This is a genomic window from Marinomonas sp. A3A (assembly GCF_018336955.1).
Taxonomy (GTDB): domain Bacteria; phylum Pseudomonadota; class Gammaproteobacteria; order Pseudomonadales; family Marinomonadaceae; genus Marinomonas; species Marinomonas lutimaris.
The window spans coordinates 1,179,645-1,204,360 of sequence record NZ_CP025532.1 but is presented as its reverse complement, the minus strand read 5'-3'; the positions used below and the strand labels follow the sequence as shown (position 1 = coordinate 1,204,360).

Genomic DNA, 24,716 nt, shown 5'->3' with positions numbered 1-24,716 from the left:
TTCTTTTTATTTTTTACACAGCTTGTTGGTTTAACCATTGCCCAACTGTCAGCATAGTTATACCAATTTGAGTCATGCCTGCTAGTTTTTTCAGCAACAAGTCTTCTTCCTCGACAAGTTGTTGTTCCAGTTCGCCATCTAGGCGCTCTAATCCTTGCGCTAATTCGTTGGGCAAACAGGCTTTTAATTGAGCCATAGAATGACGCAAAGGCTGCATGAGCGCTTCGTCTCTCATAAAATACATGGCTTCCCAATAAACCAACCACACCTCATACCAATATGCGGCTAATTCTAGAGAATTAGACGTATTTACAGGCTTGCTAGGAAATTCAATCTGTCCGTATTTTAAACGCACACCTTTTTGCGCCTTGGAAACAATACTGACTTGAACGGGTACTCGCTCTGCAAGTTGCAGTGCAAATTCATACAAACCCGCCTCGTTGCCCTCTTTCAGCTCCAGTTCTAACTCACAAATCGAGTCCTTACCATAAGGAGAGGTTACCAAACCTTGATCGCAAACCACTTCCATTTTTGTTTCTTGGGTTTTGATATTCCAAACCTGTCGCTCAAAGTCCGTACGATAAACTTCGATCAATTTGCTACACCAAGACATATCCTGCAGTGAATCGGGCAAAGGAACATCTTTTAATAAAGACAAATCCAATTGATCGCTGGGTACAAACCACTCCCATTCACCACGTGCATGCATGCCAATGCGGTTGCTGCCTCGCGTTTTTACGGTTTGAATAAACTTATTGTTAACAGCACGAATACGCAGCGCCATACCACCTTGCATCAGATCCGCGTCTTGCGTATCAAAATACGCATTCATCAAGGCCAATGTAGGCTGACGAGATTGTTCATCTGTTTTAGAAGATGCACAAAATTCATCAAGAAATTCACTCGCGGACTTGAGATACTCAGAGTGAAGCATTAACTTTAGCTCTAGCTCGGTAGCCATAATATACAAACCTCTAAAACCTTTGCTGTTGAGCAAACAACAAAGAAAAAATAATGTGCGAGCAAGTGTACCAGATGCCTAGCTTACCGTAGTAATATTCGAAAATAACTCGGATTCAAGGAATATCCTTTATGCCCGCACTTCCATCTCTTATTAGTATGATGTCTCAACTTATTGCTTCGCCCTCTATCAGTTGTAGTCAAGCCCATTGGGATCAGTCAAATAAAGGCGTGATTCAATTACTTGAAAGCTGGCTTAGCTCCCAAGGCTTTCAGTGCGAAGTCATGCCATTGCCAGACCAACCTAATAAGTTCAACTTAATTGCAACACTCGGAAGTGGCGATGGAGGCTTGGTGCTATCAGGCCACACAGATACGGTTCCTTACGATAAAGGACGCTGGAAATCAGACCCTTTTAAGTTGGAAGAAAGAGAGCAAAAACTTTACGGCCTTGGCAGCTGTGATATGAAAGGCTTCTTTGCCATTGTGCTCGATACCGTTCGTCAAATGCAGCTATCTAATTTAAAACAGCCGCTTATTATTTTGGCAACCGCTGACGAAGAAAGCTCAATGTCTGGAGCAAGAGCCTTGGTTGAGCGAGGTTCATTAAAGGCACGATACGCCTTAATCGGTGAACCCACCTCATTAACACCTATTTACGCACACAAAGGCATTATGATGGAGCGTATCCAAGTGACTGGGCAATCTGGACATTCTTCTAACCCTTCCTTGGGAAACAACGCGCTGGATGCCATGCATGATGTGATGTCCGAATTAATGATATTTCGTCAGCAACTTAAAACAAACTATCGCGATGCTAGCTTTGTCATTGACTATCCAACGATGAACTTCGGTTGCATTCATGGTGGCGACAACCCAAACCGTATTTGCGGACGCTGTGAACTAGAGTTTGACTTACGGGCGCTACCAGGTATGAGCAACCAAGCATTAATGGCGGAAATTGCTCAAATATTACCGCGTATCGAAGAAAAAACTGGCACAATAATACAACTAAATAGTTTATTTCCTGATGTTCCGTCTTTTTATACCTCAATCGAATCGGATATCATAAAAGCCTGTGAAGCCTTAACCAATCGTCAAGCAAGTACAGTGGCGTTTGCAACAGAAGGTTCCTTCCTGAATCAAATGGGAATGGAAACCTTAATTTTAGGCCCGGGCTCTATTGATCAAGCCCATCAGCCAAATGAATTTATGGCACTGGATCAGATCCAGCCTATGCAAAAGGTAATTCGCGGTCTAATCGAGCGTTTTTGCCTTCAATTAAACGAGCAGAAAAATGAGGAATAGCGTGCCTGAAGAATTCAATTATGTGGACTGGTTCCGCCATTCTTCCCCCTATATTAATGCCCATAGGGGAAAAACCTTTGTCATATTGATTCCAGGTGAGGCGGTAGAATGCGCTCACTTTTCAAGCATCATTCACGACCTTGCCTTGCTGGACTCACTGGGAATTCGCCTTGTCTTAGTACAAGGCGCTCGTCCACAGATAAGCCGAGCGCTATCTAATCGACATTTAGTCAGCCGTGTCGAAGATGACTATCGCGTCACGCCACAAGATCAGCTACTCGATATTATCCAAGCCTCTGCAGCGGTGCGCGTGCAACTCGAGGCTCAGCTTTCCATGGGGCTTTCAAACACCCCAATGGATGGCGCTAGACTAAAAGTGTGTAGTGGTAATTATGTTATCGCCAGACCGTTGGGCGTCGTGGATGGTATAGATTATGGACACACAGGTGAAGTTCGCCGAATCGATACCGAAGCCATTTTTCGCTTGCTTGAAGATGACAACATGGTGCTTTTGCCTCATCTTGGCTTTTCCCCAACAGGTGAAGTATTTAACCTAAAAAGCGAAGACGTTGCCATCCAAGCTGCGGTACAACTTAAAGCAGACAAGCTGGTTATTTTCTCTGAAGAAGAGGGCGTATTCAAAAGTGACGGCGAACTCTACTCAGAGCTATTAACCAAAGACGCCGAAGCGATTCTTAAGGAAAAAACGCTTTCTACCATCACCCACGCCGCATTGGACGCCTGCGTTCAAGCCGTGCGCCAAGGCGTACCAAGAGCACATTTAATTTCTTACAATGAAAATGGTGGCCTATTACAAGAACTCTTCACTCGTGAAGGCTCAGGCACCATGATTGATGAAGACAGCTATGAGCAATTGCGCCCTGCTCACATTGATGATGTTGGCGGCATGATGGCATTGTTAGCTCCGCTTGAAGAAAAAGGTGTCTTGGTAAGACGATCTCGCGAACTACTAGAAAACGAAATAGATCGCTTTATTGTTATAGAGCGCGATGGTGCAATTGTCGCCTGTGCAGCACTTTATCCGTTTGAGCAAGAGTATTCAGGTGAATTAGCTTGTTTGGCAGTATCGCCAGATTATCGTGGCTCTAACCGTGGTGAACGCTTACTAAAAGGCATAGAACAAGCCGCTAAGCGCCTTAACCTTTCAACCCTATTCTTGCTAACCACGCGAACTGCTCATTGGTTTATTGAGCGTGGCTTTAGTGAAACGACGTTGGCGAGTTTACCAACGCAAAAGCAAGCACTGTACAATTACCAACGAAATTCTAAAATCTTTTCAAAGGCACTTTAGATATTCGCTTGTGGTGTGAACCTGTCATTTTAAATACCCTATAAATTGAAATAAAAAGGCGACCGATTGGTCGCCTTTTTATTTTTTTACTACTTTAACTGATTATCTGTTAGTCCATTATTTTAAATGGAATAAACATTGGGTAACCCTGTCTGATAACTCGCATTGGCACAGAACGCCCACTTGGAATGTCTTTGGCTACTTCACCAAATTGCTCAACACTAGTAATACGCTCGCCGTTTAACATGGTGATCACATCACCTTGCTGCAAACCATTACGTGCCGCTGTACCACCAAGTACTTGCTCGATAACAACACCATTATCAATATCAAAGTTCTTCGCCATGTCTGCAGGCACTTCACCTACAATCATACCAAGACGGTTTTGATCTTGTTGAGATTGCGCCACCACTTTAGGGTCATTTGGTCGTGCCTCTAGCGTCACGGAAATAGTTTGCTCCTTACCATCTCGATAGACTCTGGCATCAACTTTTTCACCCGCTTTCATTTGCCCAACAATGTAAGGCAGCTCACCGGAATGCGCGATTGATTCACCATTGAATTTCAAGATGATATCACCAGATTTCAAACCAGCTTTTTCTGCTGGTGAGTCAGGCAATACTCGGCTTATCAGCGCTCCGTTTGATCTGTCTAAACCAAACGATTCTGCAAGCTCATTGTTTACATCCTGAATTAACACACCCAACCAAGCACGAGATACTTTACCGTCACTCTTCAGCTGATCCACAACAGACATGGCAACTTTAGAGGGAATCGCGAACGACACGCCCATAAAACCACCAGAACGAGTGTAAATTTGTGAGTTAATACCAACAACTTCACCGTCTAAATTAAACAAAGGACCACCAGAGTTACCTGGATTAATCGCTACATCCGTTTGAATAAATGGTACATAGTTATCAGATGGTAAGCTTCGCCCTGTTGCACTAACGATACCGGCGGTCACCGTGTAGTCAAAGCCGAATGGAGAACCAATCGCCAATACCCACTGACCAGCCTTAAGCTTATCTGAATCCCCCATTTTAACGATAGGTAAGTCATCAGCTTCGATTTTAAGTAGAGCCAAGTCGGTTCTAGGGTCTGTACCAACCAGTTTGGCGACATATTCACGTCGATCATTAAGACGCACATGAATTACATCCGCACCATCAATAACGTGATTATTGGTCAATACATAACCATCATGGGAAACGATAAAACCAGATCCCAATGAACTGCGCTGTCCCTGCTGTGGCGGTGCTTGTTGGCCAAAAGGCTGTTGACCAAAGAAGTGTTTGAAGAACTCATTAAGCTCTTCACTGTTAGGCCCTAATTGCTGACCTCCTTCGTTAGCCGTTTTTGTGGTTACAGTTTGTTCCGTACTGATATTCACAACAGCGGGAGAGGCTTTTTCCACTAACTCAGTAAAGTCAGGGAGTGAAGCCGCATGAGTCAACATCGACGCCATCATAAAACCACTGACGACAACCACGCTAACTTGTTTAAGCAATCTGTTCATTGATTGGTCTCCTTAAGACGTACCAAATTCATTACAGTGCCAGGTGAAGACATTTAGATACTTACGATGTCACGACCAAGGGAATATAACCATCGTTAAGCGATTCAATTCTTAAAATTTTGGGGTAATAATCAAGGTTATTCATTTCTTGTTTTGACTTATTTCTGGCTAATAACAAACCACCAGCAAAACCAATAATAGAGAAAATAACCGCGATGCCAGATTCACCGCCCCACAAGGACGGTATAACCGCTCCGCCAACCAAACCGAGCAATGGAATCAGATACATCCAAACAGAGGCCTGCAATAAAGTATCTTCTGGAATCCCAACGACAACACTCTGTCCGACCGCCACAGATAAAGGGTCAATTGCCCGCATACGCATCCGATTCGAAGAAGATACTTGAGCAATAGCGTGATGCCCACAACCATGACGAGCACGACAAGAAGTACAACTGCTAGTACGTATTGTTTCTACATCAGCAAAACCATCTTCTACAGATAATACTCTTCCCGTTTCTTCAATCATTACTCTTGCCTTGGCATAAATACGGTCATCAGTTTTTCAATGGTAGGTTCTGGAACTTCGCCAACCATAGTCAACAAATACAACTGATCTTTTACTTTAATACTACGTTCACCTGCGATGGTCGCGCCCATATTTAAAATGGACATTGCTTTGGGCTTCATCGTCGGCTCAACAAAAATAGATACTGTCGCCATTCCATCAGATAACAGCAACATACTGGTACCATGATTTAAAGATCTTGCTTCAGGCCAAACCAGAGAAAAACCTTCTGGTAACCAGTCAAATTGCCAAAGGTTTTTCACACGCCTTGGCTGAGTTTCTATAACGGGTTCAGTGTAACTACCCTCTTTTGGGACAAAGTCCTTATCTTTCAAGTCAGGGGCAAAATTAACAGAGGTAAATTGAATTCTTTCCAGCAATTTACCATCGGTTTTCATCATGTCATGCTTTAAAAGAAAGTGATTCTTTTCGTCTAACCAAAATTGGTGTCCATAACGATATTGATCCTTAGGAACAAGCTTTACAGCCACCACTTTACGGCCCGCAATTCGACTCGTATGGTCACCGACGATCATATCGTAGCCCTTAATAAGCCGATCACTTTCTACATCTTTAAAGCGTTTAAAAGGCGGCACTAAAGGAGCCCGCATATTCGCAACAAGTGCATTTGGATAGACAGAAATGATTTTGTCATTAATACGCAAGACTTCAATCTTGTCGCCGTCTAAATCCACCAAACTTTCATATTCCACTCCGCCCATCAAATCATGACGAACACGCATACTGTTCATATTCATTGCTTCAGAGTGCACAAACACGCCATCGTAACTCAGCGTAGAAAACGACTGCGTCATGCTTCTCAATAAATGCAATGCATCATCGGGCTTAGTATTACTTGCTAGGCTAACACCCGAAATAGTAAGGCATACTAGTGTGAAAAAAATATGTAATGGCGAAAATAATCTCATAACTTACTCTTTTACAGGGTAACTAACGACTCTAGCCATAGGGATCATCCCTTGACCTACCGTCATAGCGGCTTGTTCTGCATGTTGTCGAAGATAGTTCTGCAACCTCACATTATCTATCTGCAGAGTATCTTTATCCAACTCCTCTAATGGCGTTACCACCATATTGGCAGCGGGAGATCGTACTTCAGCCACTAAGTTAGAGGTTGTAGAGTCGGGTGTTAATAATTCGTTGCCACCCAGAATAATCATAAAAGCCACACTAGCAGCTACAGCAACACTAGAAAATGCAACACGCCAAGCCGATCGAACTGACTTTTTTTCGTTCGGCAACACAAATGGAAGTAGATTATTATCACTTCTCGGGTCTTGCATTTCAGGGAAGGATGCATCTACATTCATTCCTGCGCGAATGCGCAGCATCAAGCTATCTTCAAGACCAACCGCAACCGGTGAATCTTTATGTAGCGCCTGCTGTATTAAATGATAAGTTTCTAACTTACGACTTAACTCAGTACTATCGCTCTCTAATAGCTGCTCAATATCTTGCTCCGTCGCTTCACCATCAAACATAGCTGACAAGCTAGAAAGAACTTCTGGTGGGTTATCATTTTCTCGGGAGCAATCATTTTTTGGAAAACTGCCGTTTAAAGCTGTCATATTTACTCTCCTGCATCCATCAATGGACTTATGTGTTTTTCTACCGCCTCTCTAGCGCGAAAAATGCGTGATCGAACTGTTCCTACTGGGCAGTCCATGATCAATGAAATATCTTCATAACTCAGACCATCAAATTCACGTAATGTTAATGCACTACGCAATTCTTCAGGCAAATGTTGAATTGCATAATGAATCGCTTTTTCAAGGCGATCACTGTTTAACTTTGCTTCAGGCGTGTCTATATCCGCTAAGGACTCATACACGCTGAATACCTCTTCATTGTCCAACTCAACATCTGATTCTGGAGGGCGACGAGAACGGCTCACAAGATGATTTTTCGCTGTATTAACAGCAATACGATACAACCAAGTGTAAAAAGCACTTTCCCCACGAAAACTCCCTATCGCACGATACGCTTTAATAAAGCTATCTTGAGCTACATCCAGTACTTCACTTCTATCTTGTACATAACGTCCAATTAAACCGATGACCTTATATTGATATTTGATAACTAACAGATCAAACGCCCGCTTGTCACCCTGCTGTACTTTCTCAACTAACGCCTGATCAGAAGACGTTTCGTGCTGCATAGGCACCTCATATAAAAAACTACTCGTCTGCGCCCTTGCTTGTTACAAGAGAAGACAACGTTCAACCCAGCGAGTTCCCATTTCATATTATCAATATCATTATTTAAAGAAATACTAACCCACTCTAAATAATGAAGTATGATGAATATTCAAAATGTGATCTCAGAAAGTGTTCACTATTTGTTGGCAACAATAGTAACATTAATTTTTTAGCCATAATCAGATCAATAACATGAGCCGACATTATAAACACGACATCGTCATTATTGGTGCGGGAGCCGCGGGGCTAACGCTTGCTCTTGAGCTGGCCGATAGCTACCGCGTGGCCATTTTGACCAAAGCAGATATACGCGAAGGATCCACTTTATATGCTCAAGGTGGTGTCGCTGCTGTATTGTCGGATAAAGACACGATAGATTCACACATAAATGACACCATAGATGCGGGTGTTGAGCTTGGCGATCCGGAAGCCATTCGCTTTACCGTTGAACACTCTAAAGAAAGTATTGATTGGCTAATCGATCAAGGCGTTCCTTTCACCCGTTATGGGGAAAGCGAGGAATACCATCTAACAAAAGAAGGTGGTCATAGCCACAGACGCATTATTCATAGCGCCGATGCGACAGGGTTAGCGATTTCAAAAACGCTTATTAAAAATGCGAGCAATCACCCCAACATCGAATTTTTCCCTGATCGGGTGGCCATTGATGTGGTCACTACTAAAAAACTCGGCATCACCGGCCCAAATAGAGCGGTTGGTGTTTATGCTTTGAATCTAGACGATGATGTCATTGAAGTATTTCATGGCCGTTTCATCTCATTGGCATGCGGCGGTAGCAGCAAGGTTTACCTTTACACAAGTAACCCAGATACGGCTTCTGGCGATGGCATTGCCATGGCGTGGCGTGCAGGTTGTCGAGTCGCCAATATGGAATTCAATCAATTCCACCCTACTTGCCTTTACGATGCAAAAGCCAAAACTTTTTTGATCTCTGAAGCGGTTCGTGGCGAAGGCGGCAAACTCTTATTGCCGGATGGCACTCGCTTTATGGCGAAGTTTGATAAACGAGAGGAATTGGCACCGCGAGATATTGTTGCACGAGCAATTGACCACGAGATGAAACGTCTTGGGATTCACCATGTTTTATTGGATATTTCTCATAAAGATCCAGAGTTCATCAAAGAGCACTTCCCAACCATTTATAAACGCTGTTTAGAATATGGCCATGACATGACGAAAGGGCCAATCCCTGTCGTACCAGCTGCGCACTATACTTGTGGTGGCGTGGTTGTTAACCGTCACAGCGCAACCGATATAGACAACCTTTATGCTATTGGTGAAACCGCTTATACCGGTCTTCATGGAGCTAATCGTCTAGCAAGTAACTCTTTATTAGAATGTATTGTTTTTGCTCGCTCTGCCGCTCATCACATTTCTGAGAACCATTTACAAACCAATGATGTAACGATTCCAGATTGGGATGAAAGTAAGGTGACAAACTCTGATGAAGACGTAGTAATTACCCACAACTGGCAAGAATTACGACGTTTCATGTGGGATTATGTAGGGATAGTTAGAACGGATAAGCGCCTATTAAGAGCAAAGCACCGAGTTGATTTATTACTGTCAGAAATCCAAGAGTTTTACGCTAACTATAAGATTTCTAATGATTTACTCGAACTGCGAAATTTAGCAGTAGTAGCAGATTTAATCATACGCTCAGCCATGTCTCGAAAAGAAAGCCGAGGCTTGCACTTCACGTTAGATTATCCAAATAAGCTAACCACCAGTACACCGACGATACTGACACCAAAAAACACAGACTAAGCTGCGCTTTAATTTTTTAGAACACATAAATTTTTAGAGCTAAGCTTTTGAACTTAAACGTTTTTTAGCATCTTCACTGCGGCGCAGAAAAATTTGCTGTGCCGCATAAGAGCGCAGTATTTTGTACTGATCTCCCGACACACTATCTCGATATATCACTCGATATTTGGGAAAAATCAGCCCCCAGAATGTCTGCCCTTGATCCACTTTAGCAATCAGCTGAACGCCGTTGACACGGATAAAAAGCAGCCTTTCATAACACCCTCGATCTAATAGGAACGCGCCTTGTTCATCGATTCCTATCTGCTGGGAAGATTGAAAAAATATTCGAATGAGTAGTGCCAACCATCCTAAGCCAACACTCAGATAAAGCAATGCCCGCCAAAAGGCAGGCATCCAATAAACCTGTAACAGAGCAGCATAAGCCACGACTAACAATAGCCAAAGCCCTATACTGATCCATGAGCATTTAAGCTCGGTAGTTTTCAGGCTGAACACGAGACAAAATTATATTAACAATACGTGCGTGATCAGGATCTTCAGGCACAGAACTTTGCATAAACCAAGGGAAGAGATCCTGATCTTCGCAGGCAAGCAAATTAACAAAGCGCTGTTTATCTTCCTCTTCCAACGTCAAATACACATCCGCTAAAAAAGGCTCAAGCAGAACATCAAGTTCCAACATGCCACGACGACACTGCATTTTAAGACGTTTAAAACTAATCGAATCTGTGGTTTCACTCATGACATTACCCTTGAAATAGAATGTCGCCATTATAGCCATTTATACAAAAAAAACGAAAATGCCTTAGCATCATTCACTGATATTTATCACATAAAACCTTATTAGACATAGAGATAGAGTCAATTAAAGGACATCAAAAGAGTATTAAATTGACTCAATTTCTATCAATAACCCCAAAATGAAACAAAATAGTACAATTATTGGCTATTTATGTATTAACAGGTCAATTCTGACATAGCCTATATTAATGATCACTTGATGAGCAATTATCAAGAATTAGGTACGACTATAAAAACAAAGAGCTCCAAACTGGGGGAAACCTATGAAACGCCTTACCAAAAATACCCTAACTTATGCGGTATCTATCACGGCGGCTATGACAGCTGCTAGCGCCTTCTCAGCAACTCAAATCACAGTGGCTACTGTAAACAATGGCCACATGATCGAAATGCAGAAACTCACACCTGAATTTGAAAAAGCCAACCCAGACATCAAAGTTAAATGGGTAACTTTAGAAGAAGGTGTTTTACGTCAAAACGTTACACAAGACATCGCCAACAAAAGTGGTCTTTATGACGTCATGACTATTGGTATGTATGAAGCGCCTATCTGGGGTGAACGTGGCTGGCTACAAGCTGTCGACACCAGTGGAAGCTATGATGCAAAAGACATCCTGCCATCTATTCGTGGTGGCCTTTCTTATAAGGGCACAATGTATGCAGCGCCATTCTATGGCGAAAGCTCTATGGTCATGTACCGTAAGGACCTTGTGAAAGCCGCTGGCATGGAAATAAATGATCGTGACAGCTGGGAACATATTCGTGATGTAGCAGCAGCTGTAAATAATCCAGAAAAAGGCATTTATGGTATCTGCTTACGTGGCAAAGCTGGCTGGGGTGACAACATGGCATTCATGACCGCCATGGCGAACTCTTTCGGCGCTCGTTGGTTTGATGAAAACTGGAAACCTCAACTAGAAACAGCGGAATGGAAAAACGCCGTTAACTTCTATGTTGACCTGCTAAATAAATACGGACCTCCAGGCGCAAGCAGCAACAGTTTCAACGAAAACCTAGCGTTATTCAATGAAGGGAAATGCGGCATGTGGATTGACGCAACTATCGCGGCATCTTTCGTAACCGATCCTAAACAAAGTAAAGTCGCTGACAAAGTGGGCTTCGCTCAATCTCCTTATGCTGTGACAGAAAAAGGCGCGAACTGGCTTTGGTCATGGGCTCTTGGTATCCCAGCTGCGACTAAAAACGCCGACGCTGCGCAAAAATTCGTTCGTTGGGCGACGTCTAAAGAATACATCCAATTGGTTGGCGAAAAAAATGGCTGGGCTGCGGTACCAACAGGTACAAGAGCCAGCACTTATGCTAACCCTAAGTTCCAAAAAGCGGCAGTATTTGCTGATGCGGAATTAAAAGCCATCAATTCAGCTGATCCAACTGACAGTACGCTAAAACCGTCTCCTTATGTAGGTGTTCAGTTTGCTGCTATCCCTGAGTTCCAAGCAATTGGTACGACTACAGGGCAAATGATCTCAGGCGCATTGTCTGGCTCTATGACAGTCGATCAAGCTTTGAAATCTGCAAACACTTCTGCAGATCGTCAAATGCGTCAAGCGGGTTATTACTAACCATTCATTAAGCTCGACAAAGAAATAGGGCTAAGCCCTATTTCTTACTTTTGATTCGTTCTACTTAAGAACAGATTTCCCTGCTTATAATAAGAGAAACTCAACATGAAGCGCTCAATCACTCGCTTATTAATGGCACCATCAGTCATCATGCTTTTGGTTTGGATGATCATCCCGTTATCCATGACCATTTATTTTTCCACCATCCGCTACAACTTATTGTACCCAGGTCAGAATAACTTCGTCGGTTTGATGAATTTTGAATTCTTTATTACTGACCCTGGCTTTATTCCAGCGGTATCGAACACCTTAATTTTGCTACTGTCCGTCTTAATCATCACTGTGGTCTTAGGTGTGATGCTATCGGCTTTAATAGATAAACCTTTCTTTGGACAAGGCATTGTTCGTGTTTTGTTAATTTCCCCTTTCTTCATTATGCCAACAGTCAACGCATTGATTTGGAAAAACATGATGATGAACCCTGTTTACGGCATTTTTGCGTGGATATCAGAATCGCTAGGTTTTGAACCCATAGATTGGCTATCAAGTTACCCGTTAGTGTCAATCATTATCATGGTCAGTTGGCAATGGTTACCTTTCGCTATTTTGGTGTTTGTTACTGCTCTTCAATCGCAAGATACGGAACAAAAAGAAGCGGCACAAATGGACGGAGCAACGGGCTTACACATTTTCCGTTACCTAACCATTCCTCATCTTGCACGTCCAATAGCCGTGGTTGTGATGATAGAAACCATCTTCCTGCTAGCGGTGTTTGCTGAAATCTTCGTTTCCACTGGTGGTGGCCCAGGTTACGACAGTACTAACTTGGCGTATCTAATTTATAACCAAGCGCTTCTGCAATATGACGTTGGTGTGGCTTCTGCTGGTGGTTTGTTTGCCGTATTGCTTGCCAATATCGTGGCCTTTTTCTTAATTCGTGCCGTTGGCAAAAACTTAACGGTGTGAGGTGAATACGATGACTCTTAATCAACAACGCAAACTCAAAACCATTCTTACCGGACTATTCGCATGGTCGGTAGCATTGGTGTTATTTTTTCCAATTTTTTGGATGTTTATCACCTCGTTCAAAACCGAACTTCAGGCGATATCTGTGCCGCCATCGCTGTTTTTTGAACCGACACTAGATAACTTCAGAATCGTTCAAGAACGTAGTGACTACATCCATCACGCATGGAACTCTGTCGTCACGTCATTTGGCTCAACCATTATAGCTCTGGTGATTGCCATTCCTGCCGCCTACTCCATGGCGTTTTTCCCTGGAAAGCGTACGAAAGACATTTTGCTCTGGATGCTCTCTACAAAAATGCTGCCAGCGGTAGGTGTATTAGTTCCTATTTATATCCTGTGCAGAGACTATGGATTATTGGATTCAAAAACGGCTCTGGTGATCATTTTCACTCTGATGAATTTGCCTATTATCGTGTGGATGTTGTTTTCCTACTTCAAAGATTTACCAAAAGAAATCCTCGAGGCCGCGCGAATGGATGGTGCCACGCCTTGGGATGAAGTGGTGAAAGTTGTGCTACCTCTTTCTGTTGGTGCTATTTCGTCAACTGCTCTTTTATCTATCGTGCTTTGTTGGAATGAGGCTTTTTGGTCTCTCAACTTGACTGCATCCGATGCTGCTCCATTAACCGCGATGATTGCCTCTTACTCGAGCCCTGAGGGTCTGTTTTGGGCGAAATTATCAGCCGCATCCACACTTGCTTGCGCACCAATCGTTATTTTCGGTTGGTTCTGTCAAAAACAATTGGTCCAAGGCTTAACTTTCGGCGCCGTAAAATAATTATTAGGAAGTTTCTTTATGACTTACTTAGCGATCACAGATCTACAAAAACATTACGACAGCTACCACGCATTGCGCGGCATTAATCTAAGTATTACTGAAGGTGAATTCGTCGTATTCGTTGGGCCATCTGGCTGTGGTAAATCCACATTACTACGGACTATTGCAGGCTTAGAATCCAGCACTGGCGGAAGCATAGAACTAGACGGCAGAGACATTACCGAAGTGGCGTCGTCAAAACGCGACCTTGCTATGGTGTTCCAGTCTTATGCTTTATATCCACACATGACGGTGGCCGATAACCTTTCCTTCGCTCTTCGTCTTGCGAAAGTATCTGATGCTGAAATCAAAGAAAAAGTACGTTCAGTTTCGGCGTCTTTACAACTTGACGCCTTATTAGAACGTAAACCAAAAGAACTGTCTGGTGGTCAACGCCAGCGTGTTGCCATTGGTCGCGCCATTGTGCGTCAACCAAAAGTCTTCTTGTTCGATGAGCCGCTATCCAACCTAGACGCCGCGCTTCGTGTACAAATGCGTTTGGAATTAGCTCGTCTTCATAAAAAGCTTGGCACGACAATGATTTATGTAACCCATGACCAGGTTGAAGCCATGACCTTGGCTGACCGAGTGGTGATTTTAAATGCTGGACAAATTGAACAGGTTGGCACACCGCTCGAACTCTATCGCCAGCCAAATAGCCGCTTTGTGGCTGAGTTCATTGGCACACCAAAAATGAACTTAATCGCAGCAAACAAAATAGTTCGTCATGAAGATAATCTAGCGATTGAATTGCTTGGACAGCAAATTCTTTTTCCTGCTAAGCGCTTAAAAGGCCCACTGCCAGATTCGGTTGTTGTTGGTATTCGCCCAGAGCATATGTCGTTGGTAGAGGAAGGAGGCGATTTATCTGGTCGCATTGAATTGGTTGAACACCTCGGCTCCGAAGCCTACGCACACCTTCAATTATCTAGCGATCAAACCATTATTATCAAGGCACCAGCTCGAACTGAGCTAAAAGACGGACAAGAAGTCAGCCTCAAAATAGACATGTCAGAAATCATTTTGTTTAACGAAAATGATCGTGTCATCTCTGTTATTCCAGAGGAGGCTTAATATGGCTAATTATTTACAAGCTGCCTCAAATGTAGAACAGCTTTCTGTTCAGAATTATTCAAAAGAAGCAGTTCAAGCAGGCATAGTGCATTTGGGTGTTGGTGCGTTTCATCGTGCTCACCAAGCCGTGTACATCGACCGACTATTAGCTAATGACACACAACAAAACTGGGGCATTATTGGCGTTAATATTCGCCCACAAGACAGTCAAGCTTTTGCTCGCTTTATTAAGCAAGAAGGCGAGTATGTTTTAAAAACCATGGCGGCTGATGGCGAGACAAAGTACGAACATATCCGCTCTATTGTTCAGCAAATTGACGGTGCACAAGCGCCTGAAAAAGTTGACTCTGCACTTGCCGATGCTAAGACTCAGCTTGTCACATCAACGGTTACTGAAGGCGGTTACTACCTTGATGAAAATCGTCGTTTAATGCTGGAACATCCAGCGATTAAGGATGATATAGAAGGCGCTCGTAATACACTTTATGCTTTTCTGTATGCTGGACTTAAACTGCGTAGCGAAACATCCAAGGCAAAAATCACCCTATTATGCTGCGATAACCTTCGTCATAATGGTGAATTACTCGAAACTGGCCTAATGCAGTTTTTGGATGCTAAGCAAGATTCGGCGCTGTCGGAATGGGTAGAAGAAAATGTGTCTTTCCCTTGCTCTATGGTGGATAGAATTACACCTAAGCCAAGCCAGCAACATGTAGACGATGTCCGTTCGCGCTTCGGTGTTGATGACAACATGACAGTGATGGGCGAAGATTTCATTCAGTGGGTCGTTGAGGACAAGTTTGCTGGTAAAAAACCCGCTCTTGATCTCGTTGGCGTGCAATTTGTCAAAGACGTCGTGCCTTTTGAAGAAGCTAAAATTCGTATTTTAAACGCTGGCCATACTTGTGTGACTTATCAAGCCGCATTAAAAGGCCTCACCTACTTTGATGAAGCCATGCGTGACGATGAATTAAAGCAGTATTTTACGGACTTTATTCTGCAAGATTCAATTCCTGCAATTGGGAGTTCTGTGGTCGATCTACCAGCTTATTTCGGTATTATTGCGCAGCGTTTTAGCAACGCAAATATTGGCGATACTGTGGAACGTATCTGCACCGATGGCTATGCTAAATTTCCGATCTTTGTTTTCCCTACATTGGAAGGCGCTTATCGCAAAGGTCGAACTCCGGTTAAAACTATCCAGGGCATCGCCAGCTGGTTCACCTTTATTCAGCTATCTGCTCAAGGCAAGCTCAACACGCCTTATCATGAGCCAAATAAAGCTTCTCTAGCCGCTTTCAGCAATGACAAGGCTGGTATTCAGGCTTTTGTAACAGATCGCTTCTTATGGGGTAATATTCCAACACAGTTCCCAGACTTTGTTACGCAACTCACTGAAGCAATTCAGACAAGCATGGCAAAGTATGCTTAGATAGTTATCATCTAAATGAAAGTATCTAATTCAAGAGTCTAAGGCGAATAACGACAATCTTTTGCCTTAGTTTCTTGAGTGTATTTTTTATTAAAAATAAGAAAAAGCAGCGAGTAATTTAAGAGATAAAGAATTAAAGTCCTATATCAACTAGAAAGCTGCTGAGCGAGAAGATTATGTCTAATACCGCCAAACGCATAACGCCCGAATACGAAATTGTCGAAGATAACGAAACCATTCGCTATTTAGAACACGGTTATCCGTGTGACCTTATTCGATGGCACGCCCATGATGATTACGAGTTGCACTTTATCGTCGCGACATCGGGCAAAGTTTTTGTAGGTGATTACATTGGTAACTACTTGCCAGGACAACTCATTTTAACAGGCCCTCGGCTCCCTCATAACTGGATCTGCCAACACGATCAAGAAGACGTTCAACTTAGGGATATGGTAATTCGCTTTGACCATGAGTCTTTTTCAAATGGTATGAAAATCATCCCTGAGTTAGCCGAAATTTTGCCTATGTTAGCGAGAGCAAAATCAGGCATTGAATTTTTTGATCAAGACCACGAATACCTAAAAGATATTTTTCAAAAAGTACGTGACTCTAGTGGTTTGTCGAGATTAATCCTCGCGCTTCCTCTGCTTCAAAAATTGGCTCAAAGCCGAAGTTACCGCTTACTTTCCACAGTGCAGATTGACTTAAAATCTAATGAAACACTACAGCGTAAAATCAACACTGTGGTCGATTATGTCTCTCAAAACTATGGCCAAGACATTACACTTTCTAGCGTAGCCAATTTGATTGGTATGTCAGATAGCCATTTTTCGCGTTTCTTTAAAAAAGCCACTGGAAACCGCTTTATTGAATTCGTAAACCGCGTTCGAGTCAGTCGTGCTTGCAGTTTGCTAACCGAAACAGATCAGCAGATCGCAACGATTTGTTTTCAAGTTGGGTTTAATAATGTAGCTAACTTTAATCGCCGGTTTCATGAGTTAAAAGGCGTCACTCCTCGAGATTTCCGCACTCAAAGCAACATTCACATTGAAGGTATTGCACCCGTTTCATAGTTCAACAGAAGCCTTAATGCGATGAAAGAGACGCCGCTAATATATAATATTCGCGGCGCTTTTTATTAAAACAAAGATGACGACTAAGACGACAATAGCATCAGCTTTTCATTTAGGTCTTTTGTCGATTGATAAAGGGATTGGTACAAAGCATACTTCTCTTGATAGTAAGACCCCAAAGCCTCTTCAGGCTCATGCACTGCCAATACATCCGGCATGATGCAATATTCAGCAATCAGTGACTCAATATCTTTACCTTGGCTTTGCTTCTCGCCCAAAAGAGCCAAACGAGCTGCGCCCAAGCCCGGCCCTACGTCACCACCATCACGATAAATAAGACGCTTATTTAACACATTGGCGATAATTTGGCGCCACATTACAGAACGCGCACCGCCGCCGATTAAAGACAACTCATCAACAGCACTTCCTGCACTGCTCAAGGCGTTTTGGCAATCCAATAGAGAGAACGCCACACCTTCCAATATCGCCAAGGTCATAGCTTCGACATTGGTTGTATTGCTTAAACCAACGAATTGCCCATTCGCTAACGAATCATTATGCGGAGTTCGCTCACCGCTTAGATAAGGCAAAAACAACACATTAGTGCGCTCGATATGACTGTCTTCAAGGGCATCCAGTAATTCTGCAACGGACTTATCCACCAGCTTAGCGAACCAGGCTAAAGAATTTGCAGCGCTAAGGGTAACGCCCATTTGGTGCCAACGGTTAGGCAAGGCATGACAAAAAGCATGCACGGTATTTTGTGGGTTGGCTTTATGGGACTCACTCACGGTGAAATATACGCCAGACGTCCCTAATGAAATAAAGCCTTGACCAGGATTAGTCACGCCCATGCCAACGGCCCCTGCAGCATTATCACCAGCGCCAGCCACGACAAGTAATTGTGGAAGTCCTAGTTCATGAGCAACTGCTTCAGACAAGGTACCGACGACATCACAACCTTCATGCACGTTTGGCATATTGGCTTGAGTCAAGCCAGTTGCAGCCAATAGAGCATCATCCCATTTGCGTGTTTCAGGGTTTAACCAAAGCGTACCTGCAGCATCAGAACAGTCAGATGACATCCCCCCTGTCAATCGATAAGCCAAATAGTCTTTCGGCAGCAATACATGAGCCAACTTGGTAAATACCTCTGGTTCATTTTCTTGTACCCAACGTATTTTAGGTGCAGTAAAGCCCGGCATATAAAGGTTTCCAGAACGCTCGATCAAGTCAGGAAATTGCGTCATCAAGGCTTCACATTGCGCTTGGCTACGACCATCGTTCCATAAAATACAAGGTCGCAATACATTACCTTCTGCATCAAGCAAGGTAGCGCCATGCATTTGACCTGACAATCCTAACGCCTTCAATTTGCTCAAATCCAAACGCTGCTGCAATTGAGCAACAACATCTTTACAAGCTTGCCACCACGTCAATGGATCTTGCTCTGACCATGTGGCGTGCGGACTATCGACAGCTAAAGGCACGGACTCCTGTGCCAAAACATTACCTTTATCGTCGATAACGACGCCTTTCAAACCTGAAGTTCCAAGATCAAGACCTAAATACATTTCGTTACTCTTCTTCATCAAAAGTAGTATTTTGTTTTAATTTTTGTATGGCATGCTACACCACTATGACCATAGCGTTTCATACTCGAAATAATAGAGAAAAGAGTCAATAGAATTCTATAAATTGGCCTTTTAAGTACAACTAAATAATAAAAATCGTTAGTTTTCATATCTAATCAACAAAATAAATAACATTAAGTGAATTAACGATCCGTCATCTAATGCAGGAAAGAAGTAGAATTAATGCATTTACTAAATAGTTTCTTTGTCACTCAAGTAGATAACATTCATCTGGCTATGGGCGACTATAACTACCTACTTGTTGCCCTTTCTATTGTACTCGCTTCAGGCGCCTCTTTTTTTGCGCTGCATTTCGCTTCCATTGCCAAACACATTGTTATCGAAAGATATAAAAAAATTGCGCTAGTTTCTGGATCTTTCATCATGGCTGGCGGTATTTGGAGTATGCATTTTGTCGGTATGCTGGCGTTTAACATGGGACATGGAATCTCTTATGACCCACTGTTAACAGCTATCTCTCTAATACCCGCTATTTTGGCCTCCTATATAACATTGAAACGATTAACCAGAAGTGATCTTACCATCTGGCAGCTACTCGTTAATGGTGTATTTGTAGGTAGTGGTATTGGTGCTATGCATTATATCGGCATGGCAGCAATGAAAATGGACGTTAAACTGAAATATGATCCAGTGTGGTTTTTAGCATCACTGATTATTGCTGTGGTTCTTGCTTTTATTGCCTTATCAACCCATTACTATGTTAGAAAAGTTTGGACCAATTTAAGCTCCAAGTGGGTCAGCTGCATCAGTGCAATTATTATGGGAGCCGCTATTTCTGGTATGCATTATGCTGGCATGGCAGGAGCAAGGTTCATTTCATCCGGTGATGCTGGAATGCCTCACATGCAAGAAAGCTCTAATAATGAACTTTCGTTCGTTGTTGCTATCATTACATTATTGCTCTCTATTCTGGCAGCAAACATCGCATCACAATTACGTTACCGTCAACTATTATTGGAAAAAACGGCCAGTGAAGTTCGGCTAAAAACAACTTTAGACACCGCTGTAGATGGCATTATATCCATAGACAGCTACGGCACTATTAAAGAATTTAATAAAGCTGCCTCAGTCATTTTTGGTTGGCAAGAAGATGAAATAATCAATCAGCACTTTGGCATTCTATTCCCTCAAAAATACACCGATGAATTCAATCATTTTCTAGCCTCATTTCGTGATACTGGCGAAATAAACATAGCAGGCACTGAACGAGAAATTTATGCAACCAACAGAAATGGGCATGTTTTTCCTATTAGACTGGGTGTTGGAAAAGTTGATATCCCTGACGGTGATACATTATTTGTTGGCTTTATTACCGATATTTCGACTCGAAAATCGTTGGAAGAAACCATCAAAAAAAGTGAGAAGCGATACAGCTCCTTAATAAAAAATATACCTGGCGCCTCTTTTCGCTGCTTAATGGATGAACATTGGAGCACTCTTTTTGTAAGTGATGCTATCTATGATATTACTGGATGGAAAACATCTGATTTCTACGATAAAACAACCTCCTTCGCCAAGCTCGTTCACCCTGATGATGAAAAAAATATCTCTCTTGTTATGGACGAGGCTATTAGAGAACGTAAAACACATAAATTAGAATACCGATTAAGGCACAAAAAAGGTCACTATGTTTGGGTGCTCGAAAATGGCTCAATCATCTATAACGAAGATAGCAAACCCGAATGGATTGATGGTGTCATTTTAGACATATCACAACGTGTTGTGATGGAAGATGAACTTCGTCAAGCAAAAGCAAAAGCCGAAGCATCAGCAGAAAGCAAAGCGTCTTTCTTAGCAAACATGAGCCACGAAATCCGCACGCCAATGAATGCTATTATTGGCTTTTCTGACATTTTATTGGAATCAGAAATATCGGGAGAAAATAAAAAACACCTTTCAATTATCAGTAAATCTGCTCGATCTCTACTACACCTTCTCAACGATATACTCGACAGTGCTAAATTAGAAAAAAACAAACTTGAATTAGACATACAACCTTTTGTACTTGCCAATTCAGTAGACACTGTAATTTCAACTCTATGGCTACAAGCCAGAAATAAAGGTCTAGAACTAAATTTTCATATAGAAACAGATGTTGCCGATGCCTATTGGGGGGCTGAAGATCGCATCCGCCAAGTACTCATGAATATCCTGGGCAATGCGATCAAGTTCACTGAAAAAGGGTATGTGACCTTAACAATATCGAAACTACAAGATGATAAAATACGCTTTTCAGTTGCAGACTCTGGTATAGGAATACCAGCAGAACGCTTAACGCACATTTTTGACCCATTTACACAAGCTGATGCGTCTATGAGCCGTCGTTTTGGTGGCACAGGCTTAGGTACTAGCATATCTAAGCAATTAGTAACCCTCATGGGTGGTCAAATTCATGTAACAAGTGAAGTCGGAATAGGGAGTTGCTTCTCTTTTGATTTACCACTTACAGAAACGGATATGCCAGCGAGTTCAGAAACAACTCCACAGTCTGTTATCACACCTAAAAGAATACTATTGGCTGATGACGTAGAACAAAACCTAACGCTGCTGACTATTTTACTTAAACGACATGGCCATGCCATATTTTTTGCAAAAGACGGTATTGATGCTGTTGACCAATTTAAAATGATCAAACCTGACATCATTCTAATGGATATTCAGATGCCGAAAATGGATGGCTTAACCGCCACTCAAATTATCCGCAGCTATGAAAAAGAAAATCAGCTTATTCACACTCCGATCATTGCCTTAACAGCCAATGTCCTAATAGAAGATAAATTAGATGCTCAACAAGCGGGAATGGATGGCTTTGCCAATAAACCCATTGATATTCAGGCTTTAATAATTGAAATGGCGAGAGTCTTAAATGAAACGCCCACATTGATTCATCAGCAGGATAGTAATCACGAAAAAGTTAATCATAAAAATCCGCAAATCCATATGGACAAAGGTCTATCGCTGTGGAGCGACCTTCCAGTATACATCACAGAGCTATCTAGGTTTGCAGAAACTAACGCAAATTTGGTCAATAGACTAACAACTCATGTAGACAATCAAGAATACCAAGAGGCTTACGCTTTAGCGCATGCGATAAAAGGCTCTTCAGGTAATCTTGCATTGTTAAATATTTCTAATTGTATGGCAAATATAGAGCGAGCAGCACAGACAGAAGACTATGATCAATTTCTCAAAAGCGTCCAATATTTAACGGCTTTATTGGCTCACTTCTTTGAAGAGCTACAGCTATTAATTAATAAACATTGTATCCATTCTGAGATACCAGAGATAGACATTCAGAATGAACTTTCTACCACACAATTAATAGCACTTATCGATGCACTTATTTTCTCCGCAGACTCAGGCGAAGTAGATGACGACAACATAGCTTTGCTTATTAACAGCGTCTCAAAAAACATGAAAATACAAGCCATCGAAGCAAGTAAAGCTCTCTCTAACTTTGAATTTGATAGTGCTATTAACAGCCTTACCAGCTTAAAAGAATTAATTGCACAGGAGACAGCCACCAAATGAGAATCGGAAGTAAACCCGCACCTCGCATCCTATTAGTTGATGATGAGCCATCAAACTTACGAGTTTTAAAGCAAGTATTGCAAGCGGCTCGATACCGTTTATCTTTTGCTCGATCAGGGCAAGACGCATTAAAACTGGTAGAAAAAGAGCCGGCAGACCTCATACTACTCGATATCATGATGCCAGATATGACAGGCTTAGAAGTCTGCGAACGCTTAAAACAAAATCCCACAACAGCTAATATTCCAGTGATTTTTGTCACAGCATTGAAAGACAGTATAGATGAAGCAAAAGGCTTTGAAATTGGTGCCGTTGATTACATCGTCAAACCCATCGTACCTGCTATTGTCTTAGCTCGTGTCAAAACACACCTGTCTTTAATTAGAGCGGATGAGCTGCTAAATACCCATATTGATTTAATCCAAAGACTTGGACGAGCTGCCGAATACAAAGACAACGAAACAGGCATGCATGTACAACGCATGAGCCGATATGCAAAAATTATTGCTTTAGCATACGGTTTTTACGAAGAATCAGCGGATGATTTAATGATGGCGGCACCTATGCATGACATAGGAAAAATAGGCATAGCGGACAATATACTACTAAAACCGGGCAAGCTTACAGAAGAAGAGTATGAAGTCATGAAGACACATGCTCAAATAGGTGGTGAAATTCTTTCTAACCCAAGTTCTTATCTTATCGAACTTGCCCACTCTGTTGCCATGACACATCATGAAAAATGGGACGGCTCTGGTTATCCGAATGGCTTATCCGGCGAAGAAATTCCTATTGAAGGTCGTATCATTGCATTAGTTGATGTATTTGATGCACTTACCAGTGCGCGCCCTTATAAAAAAGCTTGGTCTACTGAAGAAGCAATTCATTACATCACTGAGCAAAGTGGAAAACACTTTGATCCAACGCTAATTCCATTACTCCAACAAGAGTTACCCAAACTACTTGAAATACAAAAACAATTTGCCGAATAGTCTTAGGTGTATAAAAAATCATTATCGATCTGCCCATTGAAAAGTAAAATTTAGGCATTACTGATAGGCTATTCACGCAGAGCAACTGCAACCTATTTTATGCCCGATCTATTTTATGGAACGTTTTATGACTTCTCTTCACGATATTATTGACTCAACACTGCAAAACAAAGACGTCATCATGAAACAGCAGGATATCGGCGTTTTGCGAGTATCTGGTTTAGATTCAAAGAAATTCCTGCAAGGTCAGACAACCTGCGACATGAACAAACTGTCCCAAGATAATGGTCTATACGGTGCTATATGTAGCATTAAAGGACGTATTATCAGCAGCTTTTATATCGTTCAACGCAATGACGATGTGTTGATGATCATGGCAAAAGATTTAGTCGAGAAAACCTTATTACATCTAAAAAAGTACGCAGTGTTTTTCAAAACAACATTGACGGATGAACAAGATCATTTTGCGGTTTATACAAGGCTAGTGAACCAAAAAATAGAAGATGATTCCAATGTAGCATCGAGTATTTTTACAACAACTCAAGATAACGACATCATTACATTGACGATTAGCCAGGAGCCATTAGAAATTCAGTTTCTGATTACCTCAGCCAAAGCAGAAATTGAGGAGAAGAATTCAGAATTGGCTGCATTAGCAATACTTGCAGCCCGTCCACTTATTAATCTAGAGCAAAGTGAAACTATTTTGCCTCAATGGCTTAACATGCAAAGTACGGGCGGCATCAGCTTCACAAAAGGCTGCTACACAGGACAAGAAATCGTTGCTCGCATGCAATATAAAGGCAAGTCGAAAAAACAGCTAGCATTAGTAACTTGGCAAGGAAATCTCGATACGACAAAAGACATTGTAGATGAACAAGGCAAAAACATAGGGCAAATCTTTGATTTCACTTATATTCAAGACACACACTACGCACAAGTTATTTTGAATATTGATCCAAGTGACGCAGAAAAAATCCTTTTGGATAACCAAGAAATCATCTTACTTCCACTTCCCTACTCGCTAGATAGCAAGAAATAGAGGCTATATT

21 protein-coding genes are annotated in these 24,716 nt (G+C 42.2%); 12 read left to right on the top strand and 9 right to left on the bottom strand.

The features are described 5' to 3' along the window. Window positions 1–13 precede the first annotated feature (13 nt). Entirely contained in the window at window positions 14–961 is a 948-nt protein-coding gene (locus tag CYL31_RS05580; RefSeq protein ID WP_212917962.1) for a CYTH domain-containing protein, read from the bottom strand. Window positions 962–1,092: 131 nt separating this feature from the next. Between CYL31_RS05580 and argE the strand changes: the two genes are divergently transcribed. Then, complete coding sequence (gene argE, locus CYL31_RS05575) at window positions 1,093–2,268, top strand: acetylornithine deacetylase (protein WP_212917961.1); 1,176 nt, start codon at window positions 1,093–1,095, stop codon at window positions 2,266–2,268. After that, window positions 2,258–3,580, top strand: a complete 1,323-nt coding sequence (gene argA / locus CYL31_RS05570) for an amino-acid N-acetyltransferase (RefSeq protein ID WP_212917960.1) — start codon at window positions 2,258–2,260, stop codon at window positions 3,578–3,580. The genes argE and argA overlap by 11 nt, the downstream gene beginning before the upstream one ends. A gap of 109 nt (window positions 3,581–3,689) precedes the next feature. Here the strand turns inward: argA and CYL31_RS05565 are convergent, their stop codons facing one another. From CYL31_RS05565 to rpoE, 5 genes are all read right to left on the bottom strand, one after another. Next, a complete protein-coding gene (locus CYL31_RS05565) occupies window positions 3,690–5,099 on the bottom strand; it encodes a DegQ family serine endoprotease (protein WP_212917959.1) in 1,410 nt (469 codons plus the stop codon). Between the two features lie 61 nt (window positions 5,100–5,160). Then, the gene (locus CYL31_RS05560) at window positions 5,161–5,628 is read right to left on the bottom strand and encodes a SoxR reducing system RseC family protein (protein WP_212917958.1); all 468 of its coding nucleotides are present in this window, start codon (window positions 5,626–5,628) and stop codon (window positions 5,161–5,163) included. Continuing rightward, window positions 5,628–6,596, bottom strand: coding sequence for a MucB/RseB C-terminal domain-containing protein (locus CYL31_RS05555; RefSeq protein WP_212917957.1), 969 nt, complete (start codon window positions 6,594–6,596; stop codon window positions 5,628–5,630). Before CYL31_RS05555 ends, CYL31_RS05560 begins: the two co-directional genes overlap by 1 nt. 3 nt (window positions 6,597–6,599) lie before the next feature. Continuing rightward, window positions 6,600–7,256, bottom strand: coding sequence for a sigma-E factor negative regulatory protein (locus tag CYL31_RS05550; protein WP_212917956.1), 657 nt, complete (start codon window positions 7,254–7,256; stop codon window positions 6,600–6,602). A gap of 2 nt (window positions 7,257–7,258) precedes the next feature. Further along, window positions 7,259–7,846 (bottom strand): RNA polymerase sigma factor RpoE, encoded by a 588-nt coding sequence (rpoE, locus tag CYL31_RS05545; protein WP_212917955.1) that lies wholly within the window; start codon window positions 7,844–7,846, stop codon window positions 7,259–7,261. Window positions 7,847–8,078: 232 nt separating this feature from the next. On the opposite strand from rpoE, the gene nadB reads away from it, so the two are divergent. Further along, window positions 8,079–9,674 carry an L-aspartate oxidase gene (gene nadB / locus CYL31_RS05540; RefSeq protein ID WP_212917954.1) on the top strand — a complete coding sequence of 532 codons (1,596 nt, stop codon included), beginning with the start codon at window positions 8,079–8,081 and terminating at the stop codon, window positions 9,672–9,674. Between the two features lie 39 nt (window positions 9,675–9,713). Here nadB and CYL31_RS05535 read toward each other — a convergent pair whose 3' ends face one another. Further along, window positions 9,714–10,070, bottom strand: a complete 357-nt coding sequence (locus CYL31_RS05535) for a hypothetical protein (RefSeq protein WP_212917953.1) — start codon at window positions 10,068–10,070, stop codon at window positions 9,714–9,716. A gap of 73 nt (window positions 10,071–10,143) precedes the next feature. Beyond that, window positions 10,144–10,419, bottom strand: a complete 276-nt coding sequence (locus CYL31_RS05530) for an FAD assembly factor SdhE (RefSeq protein WP_212917952.1) — start codon at window positions 10,417–10,419, stop codon at window positions 10,144–10,146. A 322-nt stretch (window positions 10,420–10,741) separates the two neighbouring features. Between CYL31_RS05530 and CYL31_RS05525 the strand changes: the two genes are divergently transcribed. The 6 genes from CYL31_RS05525 (at window position 10,742) to CYL31_RS05500 (ending at window position 17,486) form a co-directional block, all read left to right on the top strand. Next, complete coding sequence (locus CYL31_RS05525) at window positions 10,742–12,061, top strand: ABC transporter substrate-binding protein (protein WP_212917951.1); 1,320 nt, start codon at window positions 10,742–10,744, stop codon at window positions 12,059–12,061. A 105-nt stretch (window positions 12,062–12,166) separates the two neighbouring features. Then, the gene (locus CYL31_RS05520) at window positions 12,167–13,027 is read left to right on the top strand and encodes a carbohydrate ABC transporter permease (RefSeq protein ID WP_072839505.1); all 861 of its coding nucleotides are present in this window, start codon (window positions 12,167–12,169) and stop codon (window positions 13,025–13,027) included. 10 nt (window positions 13,028–13,037) lie between these two features. Next, complete coding sequence (locus tag CYL31_RS05515) at window positions 13,038–13,868, top strand: carbohydrate ABC transporter permease (RefSeq protein WP_212917950.1); 831 nt, start codon at window positions 13,038–13,040, stop codon at window positions 13,866–13,868. Between the two features lie 18 nt (window positions 13,869–13,886). Then, entirely contained in the window at window positions 13,887–14,981 is a 1,095-nt protein-coding gene (locus CYL31_RS05510) for an ABC transporter ATP-binding protein (RefSeq protein WP_212917949.1), read from the top strand. Window position 14,982: 1 nt separating this feature from the next. Beyond that, window positions 14,983–16,413, top strand: coding sequence for a mannitol dehydrogenase family protein (locus CYL31_RS05505; protein WP_212917948.1), 1,431 nt, complete (start codon window positions 14,983–14,985; stop codon window positions 16,411–16,413). Between the two features lie 176 nt (window positions 16,414–16,589). After that, the gene (locus CYL31_RS05500) at window positions 16,590–17,486 is read left to right on the top strand and encodes a helix-turn-helix domain-containing protein (protein WP_212917947.1); all 897 of its coding nucleotides are present in this window, start codon (window positions 16,590–16,592) and stop codon (window positions 17,484–17,486) included. Window positions 17,487–17,569: 83 nt separating this feature from the next. Here the strand turns inward: CYL31_RS05500 and xylB are convergent, their stop codons facing one another. Beyond that, a complete protein-coding gene (gene xylB / locus CYL31_RS05495; RefSeq protein ID WP_212917946.1) occupies window positions 17,570–19,060 on the bottom strand; it encodes a xylulokinase in 1,491 nt (496 codons plus the stop codon). Window positions 19,061–19,504: 444 nt separating this feature from the next. Here xylB and CYL31_RS05490 point away from each other — a divergent pair, with 444 nt between their 5' ends. The 3 genes from CYL31_RS05490 (at window position 19,505) to ygfZ (ending at window position 24,706) form a co-directional block, all read left to right on the top strand. After that, window positions 19,505–22,672, top strand: coding sequence for an MHYT domain-containing protein (locus CYL31_RS05490; RefSeq protein ID WP_249411704.1), 3,168 nt, complete (start codon window positions 19,505–19,507; stop codon window positions 22,670–22,672). Beyond that, window positions 22,669–23,664 (top strand): response regulator, encoded by a 996-nt coding sequence (locus CYL31_RS05485; RefSeq protein ID WP_212917944.1) that lies wholly within the window; start codon window positions 22,669–22,671, stop codon window positions 23,662–23,664. The genes CYL31_RS05490 and CYL31_RS05485 overlap by 4 nt, the downstream gene beginning before the upstream one ends. A gap of 127 nt (window positions 23,665–23,791) precedes the next feature. Next, window positions 23,792–24,706 carry a CAF17-like 4Fe-4S cluster assembly/insertion protein YgfZ gene (gene ygfZ, locus CYL31_RS05480; RefSeq protein WP_212917943.1) on the top strand — a complete coding sequence of 305 codons (915 nt, stop codon included), beginning with the start codon at window positions 23,792–23,794 and terminating at the stop codon, window positions 24,704–24,706. The last annotated feature ends 10 nt before the right edge of the window (window positions 24,707–24,716 follow it).

Bases quoted from the DNA above. Each gene is read 5' to 3' on its own strand.
- CYL31_RS05510 (WP_212917949.1), top strand. From the start codon at position 13,887: ATGACTTACTTAGCGATCACAGATCTACAAAAACATTACGACAGCTAC.
- CYL31_RS05515 (WP_212917950.1), top strand. From the start codon at position 13,038: ATGACTCTTAATCAACAACGCAAACTCAAAACCATTCTTACCGGACTA.
- nadB (WP_212917954.1), top strand. From the start codon at position 8,079: ATGAGCCGACATTATAAACACGACATCGTCATTATTGGTGCGGGAGCC.
- CYL31_RS05565 (WP_212917959.1), bottom strand. From the start codon at position 5,099: ATGAACAGATTGCTTAAACAAGTTAGCGTGGTTGTCGTCAGTGGTTTT.
- CYL31_RS05555 (WP_212917957.1), bottom strand. From the start codon at position 6,596: ATGAGATTATTTTCGCCATTACATATTTTTTTCACACTAGTATGCCTT.
- CYL31_RS05485 (WP_212917944.1), top strand. From the start codon at position 22,669: ATGAGAATCGGAAGTAAACCCGCACCTCGCATCCTATTAGTTGATGAT.
- CYL31_RS05550 (WP_212917956.1), bottom strand. From the start codon at position 7,256: ATGACAGCTTTAAACGGCAGTTTTCCAAAAAATGATTGCTCCCGAGAA.
- CYL31_RS05560 (WP_212917958.1), bottom strand. From the start codon at position 5,628: ATGATTGAAGAAACGGGAAGAGTATTATCTGTAGAAGATGGTTTTGCT.
- CYL31_RS05520 (WP_072839505.1), top strand. From the start codon at position 12,167: ATGAAGCGCTCAATCACTCGCTTATTAATGGCACCATCAGTCATCATG.
- argA (WP_212917960.1), top strand. From the start codon at position 2,258: ATGAGGAATAGCGTGCCTGAAGAATTCAATTATGTGGACTGGTTCCGC.
- CYL31_RS05535 (WP_212917953.1), bottom strand. From the start codon at position 10,070: ATGCCTGCCTTTTGGCGGGCATTGCTTTATCTGAGTGTTGGCTTAGGA.
- xylB (WP_212917946.1), bottom strand. From the start codon at position 19,060: ATGTATTTAGGTCTTGATCTTGGAACTTCAGGTTTGAAAGGCGTCGTT.
- rpoE (WP_212917955.1), bottom strand. From the start codon at position 7,846: ATGCAGCACGAAACGTCTTCTGATCAGGCGTTAGTTGAGAAAGTACAG.
- CYL31_RS05505 (WP_212917948.1), top strand. From the start codon at position 14,983: ATGGCTAATTATTTACAAGCTGCCTCAAATGTAGAACAGCTTTCTGTT.
- argE (WP_212917961.1), top strand. From the start codon at position 1,093: ATGCCCGCACTTCCATCTCTTATTAGTATGATGTCTCAACTTATTGCT.
- CYL31_RS05525 (WP_212917951.1), top strand. From the start codon at position 10,742: ATGAAACGCCTTACCAAAAATACCCTAACTTATGCGGTATCTATCACG.
- CYL31_RS05530 (WP_212917952.1), bottom strand. From the start codon at position 10,419: ATGAGTGAAACCACAGATTCGATTAGTTTTAAACGTCTTAAAATGCAG.
- ygfZ (WP_212917943.1), top strand. From the start codon at position 23,792: ATGACTTCTCTTCACGATATTATTGACTCAACACTGCAAAACAAAGAC.
- CYL31_RS05580 (WP_212917962.1), bottom strand. From the start codon at position 961: ATGGCTACCGAGCTAGAGCTAAAGTTAATGCTTCACTCTGAGTATCTC.
- CYL31_RS05500 (WP_212917947.1), top strand. From the start codon at position 16,590: ATGTCTAATACCGCCAAACGCATAACGCCCGAATACGAAATTGTCGAA.
- CYL31_RS05490 (WP_249411704.1), top strand. From the start codon at position 19,505: ATGGCTGGCGGTATTTGGAGTATGCATTTTGTCGGTATGCTGGCGTTT.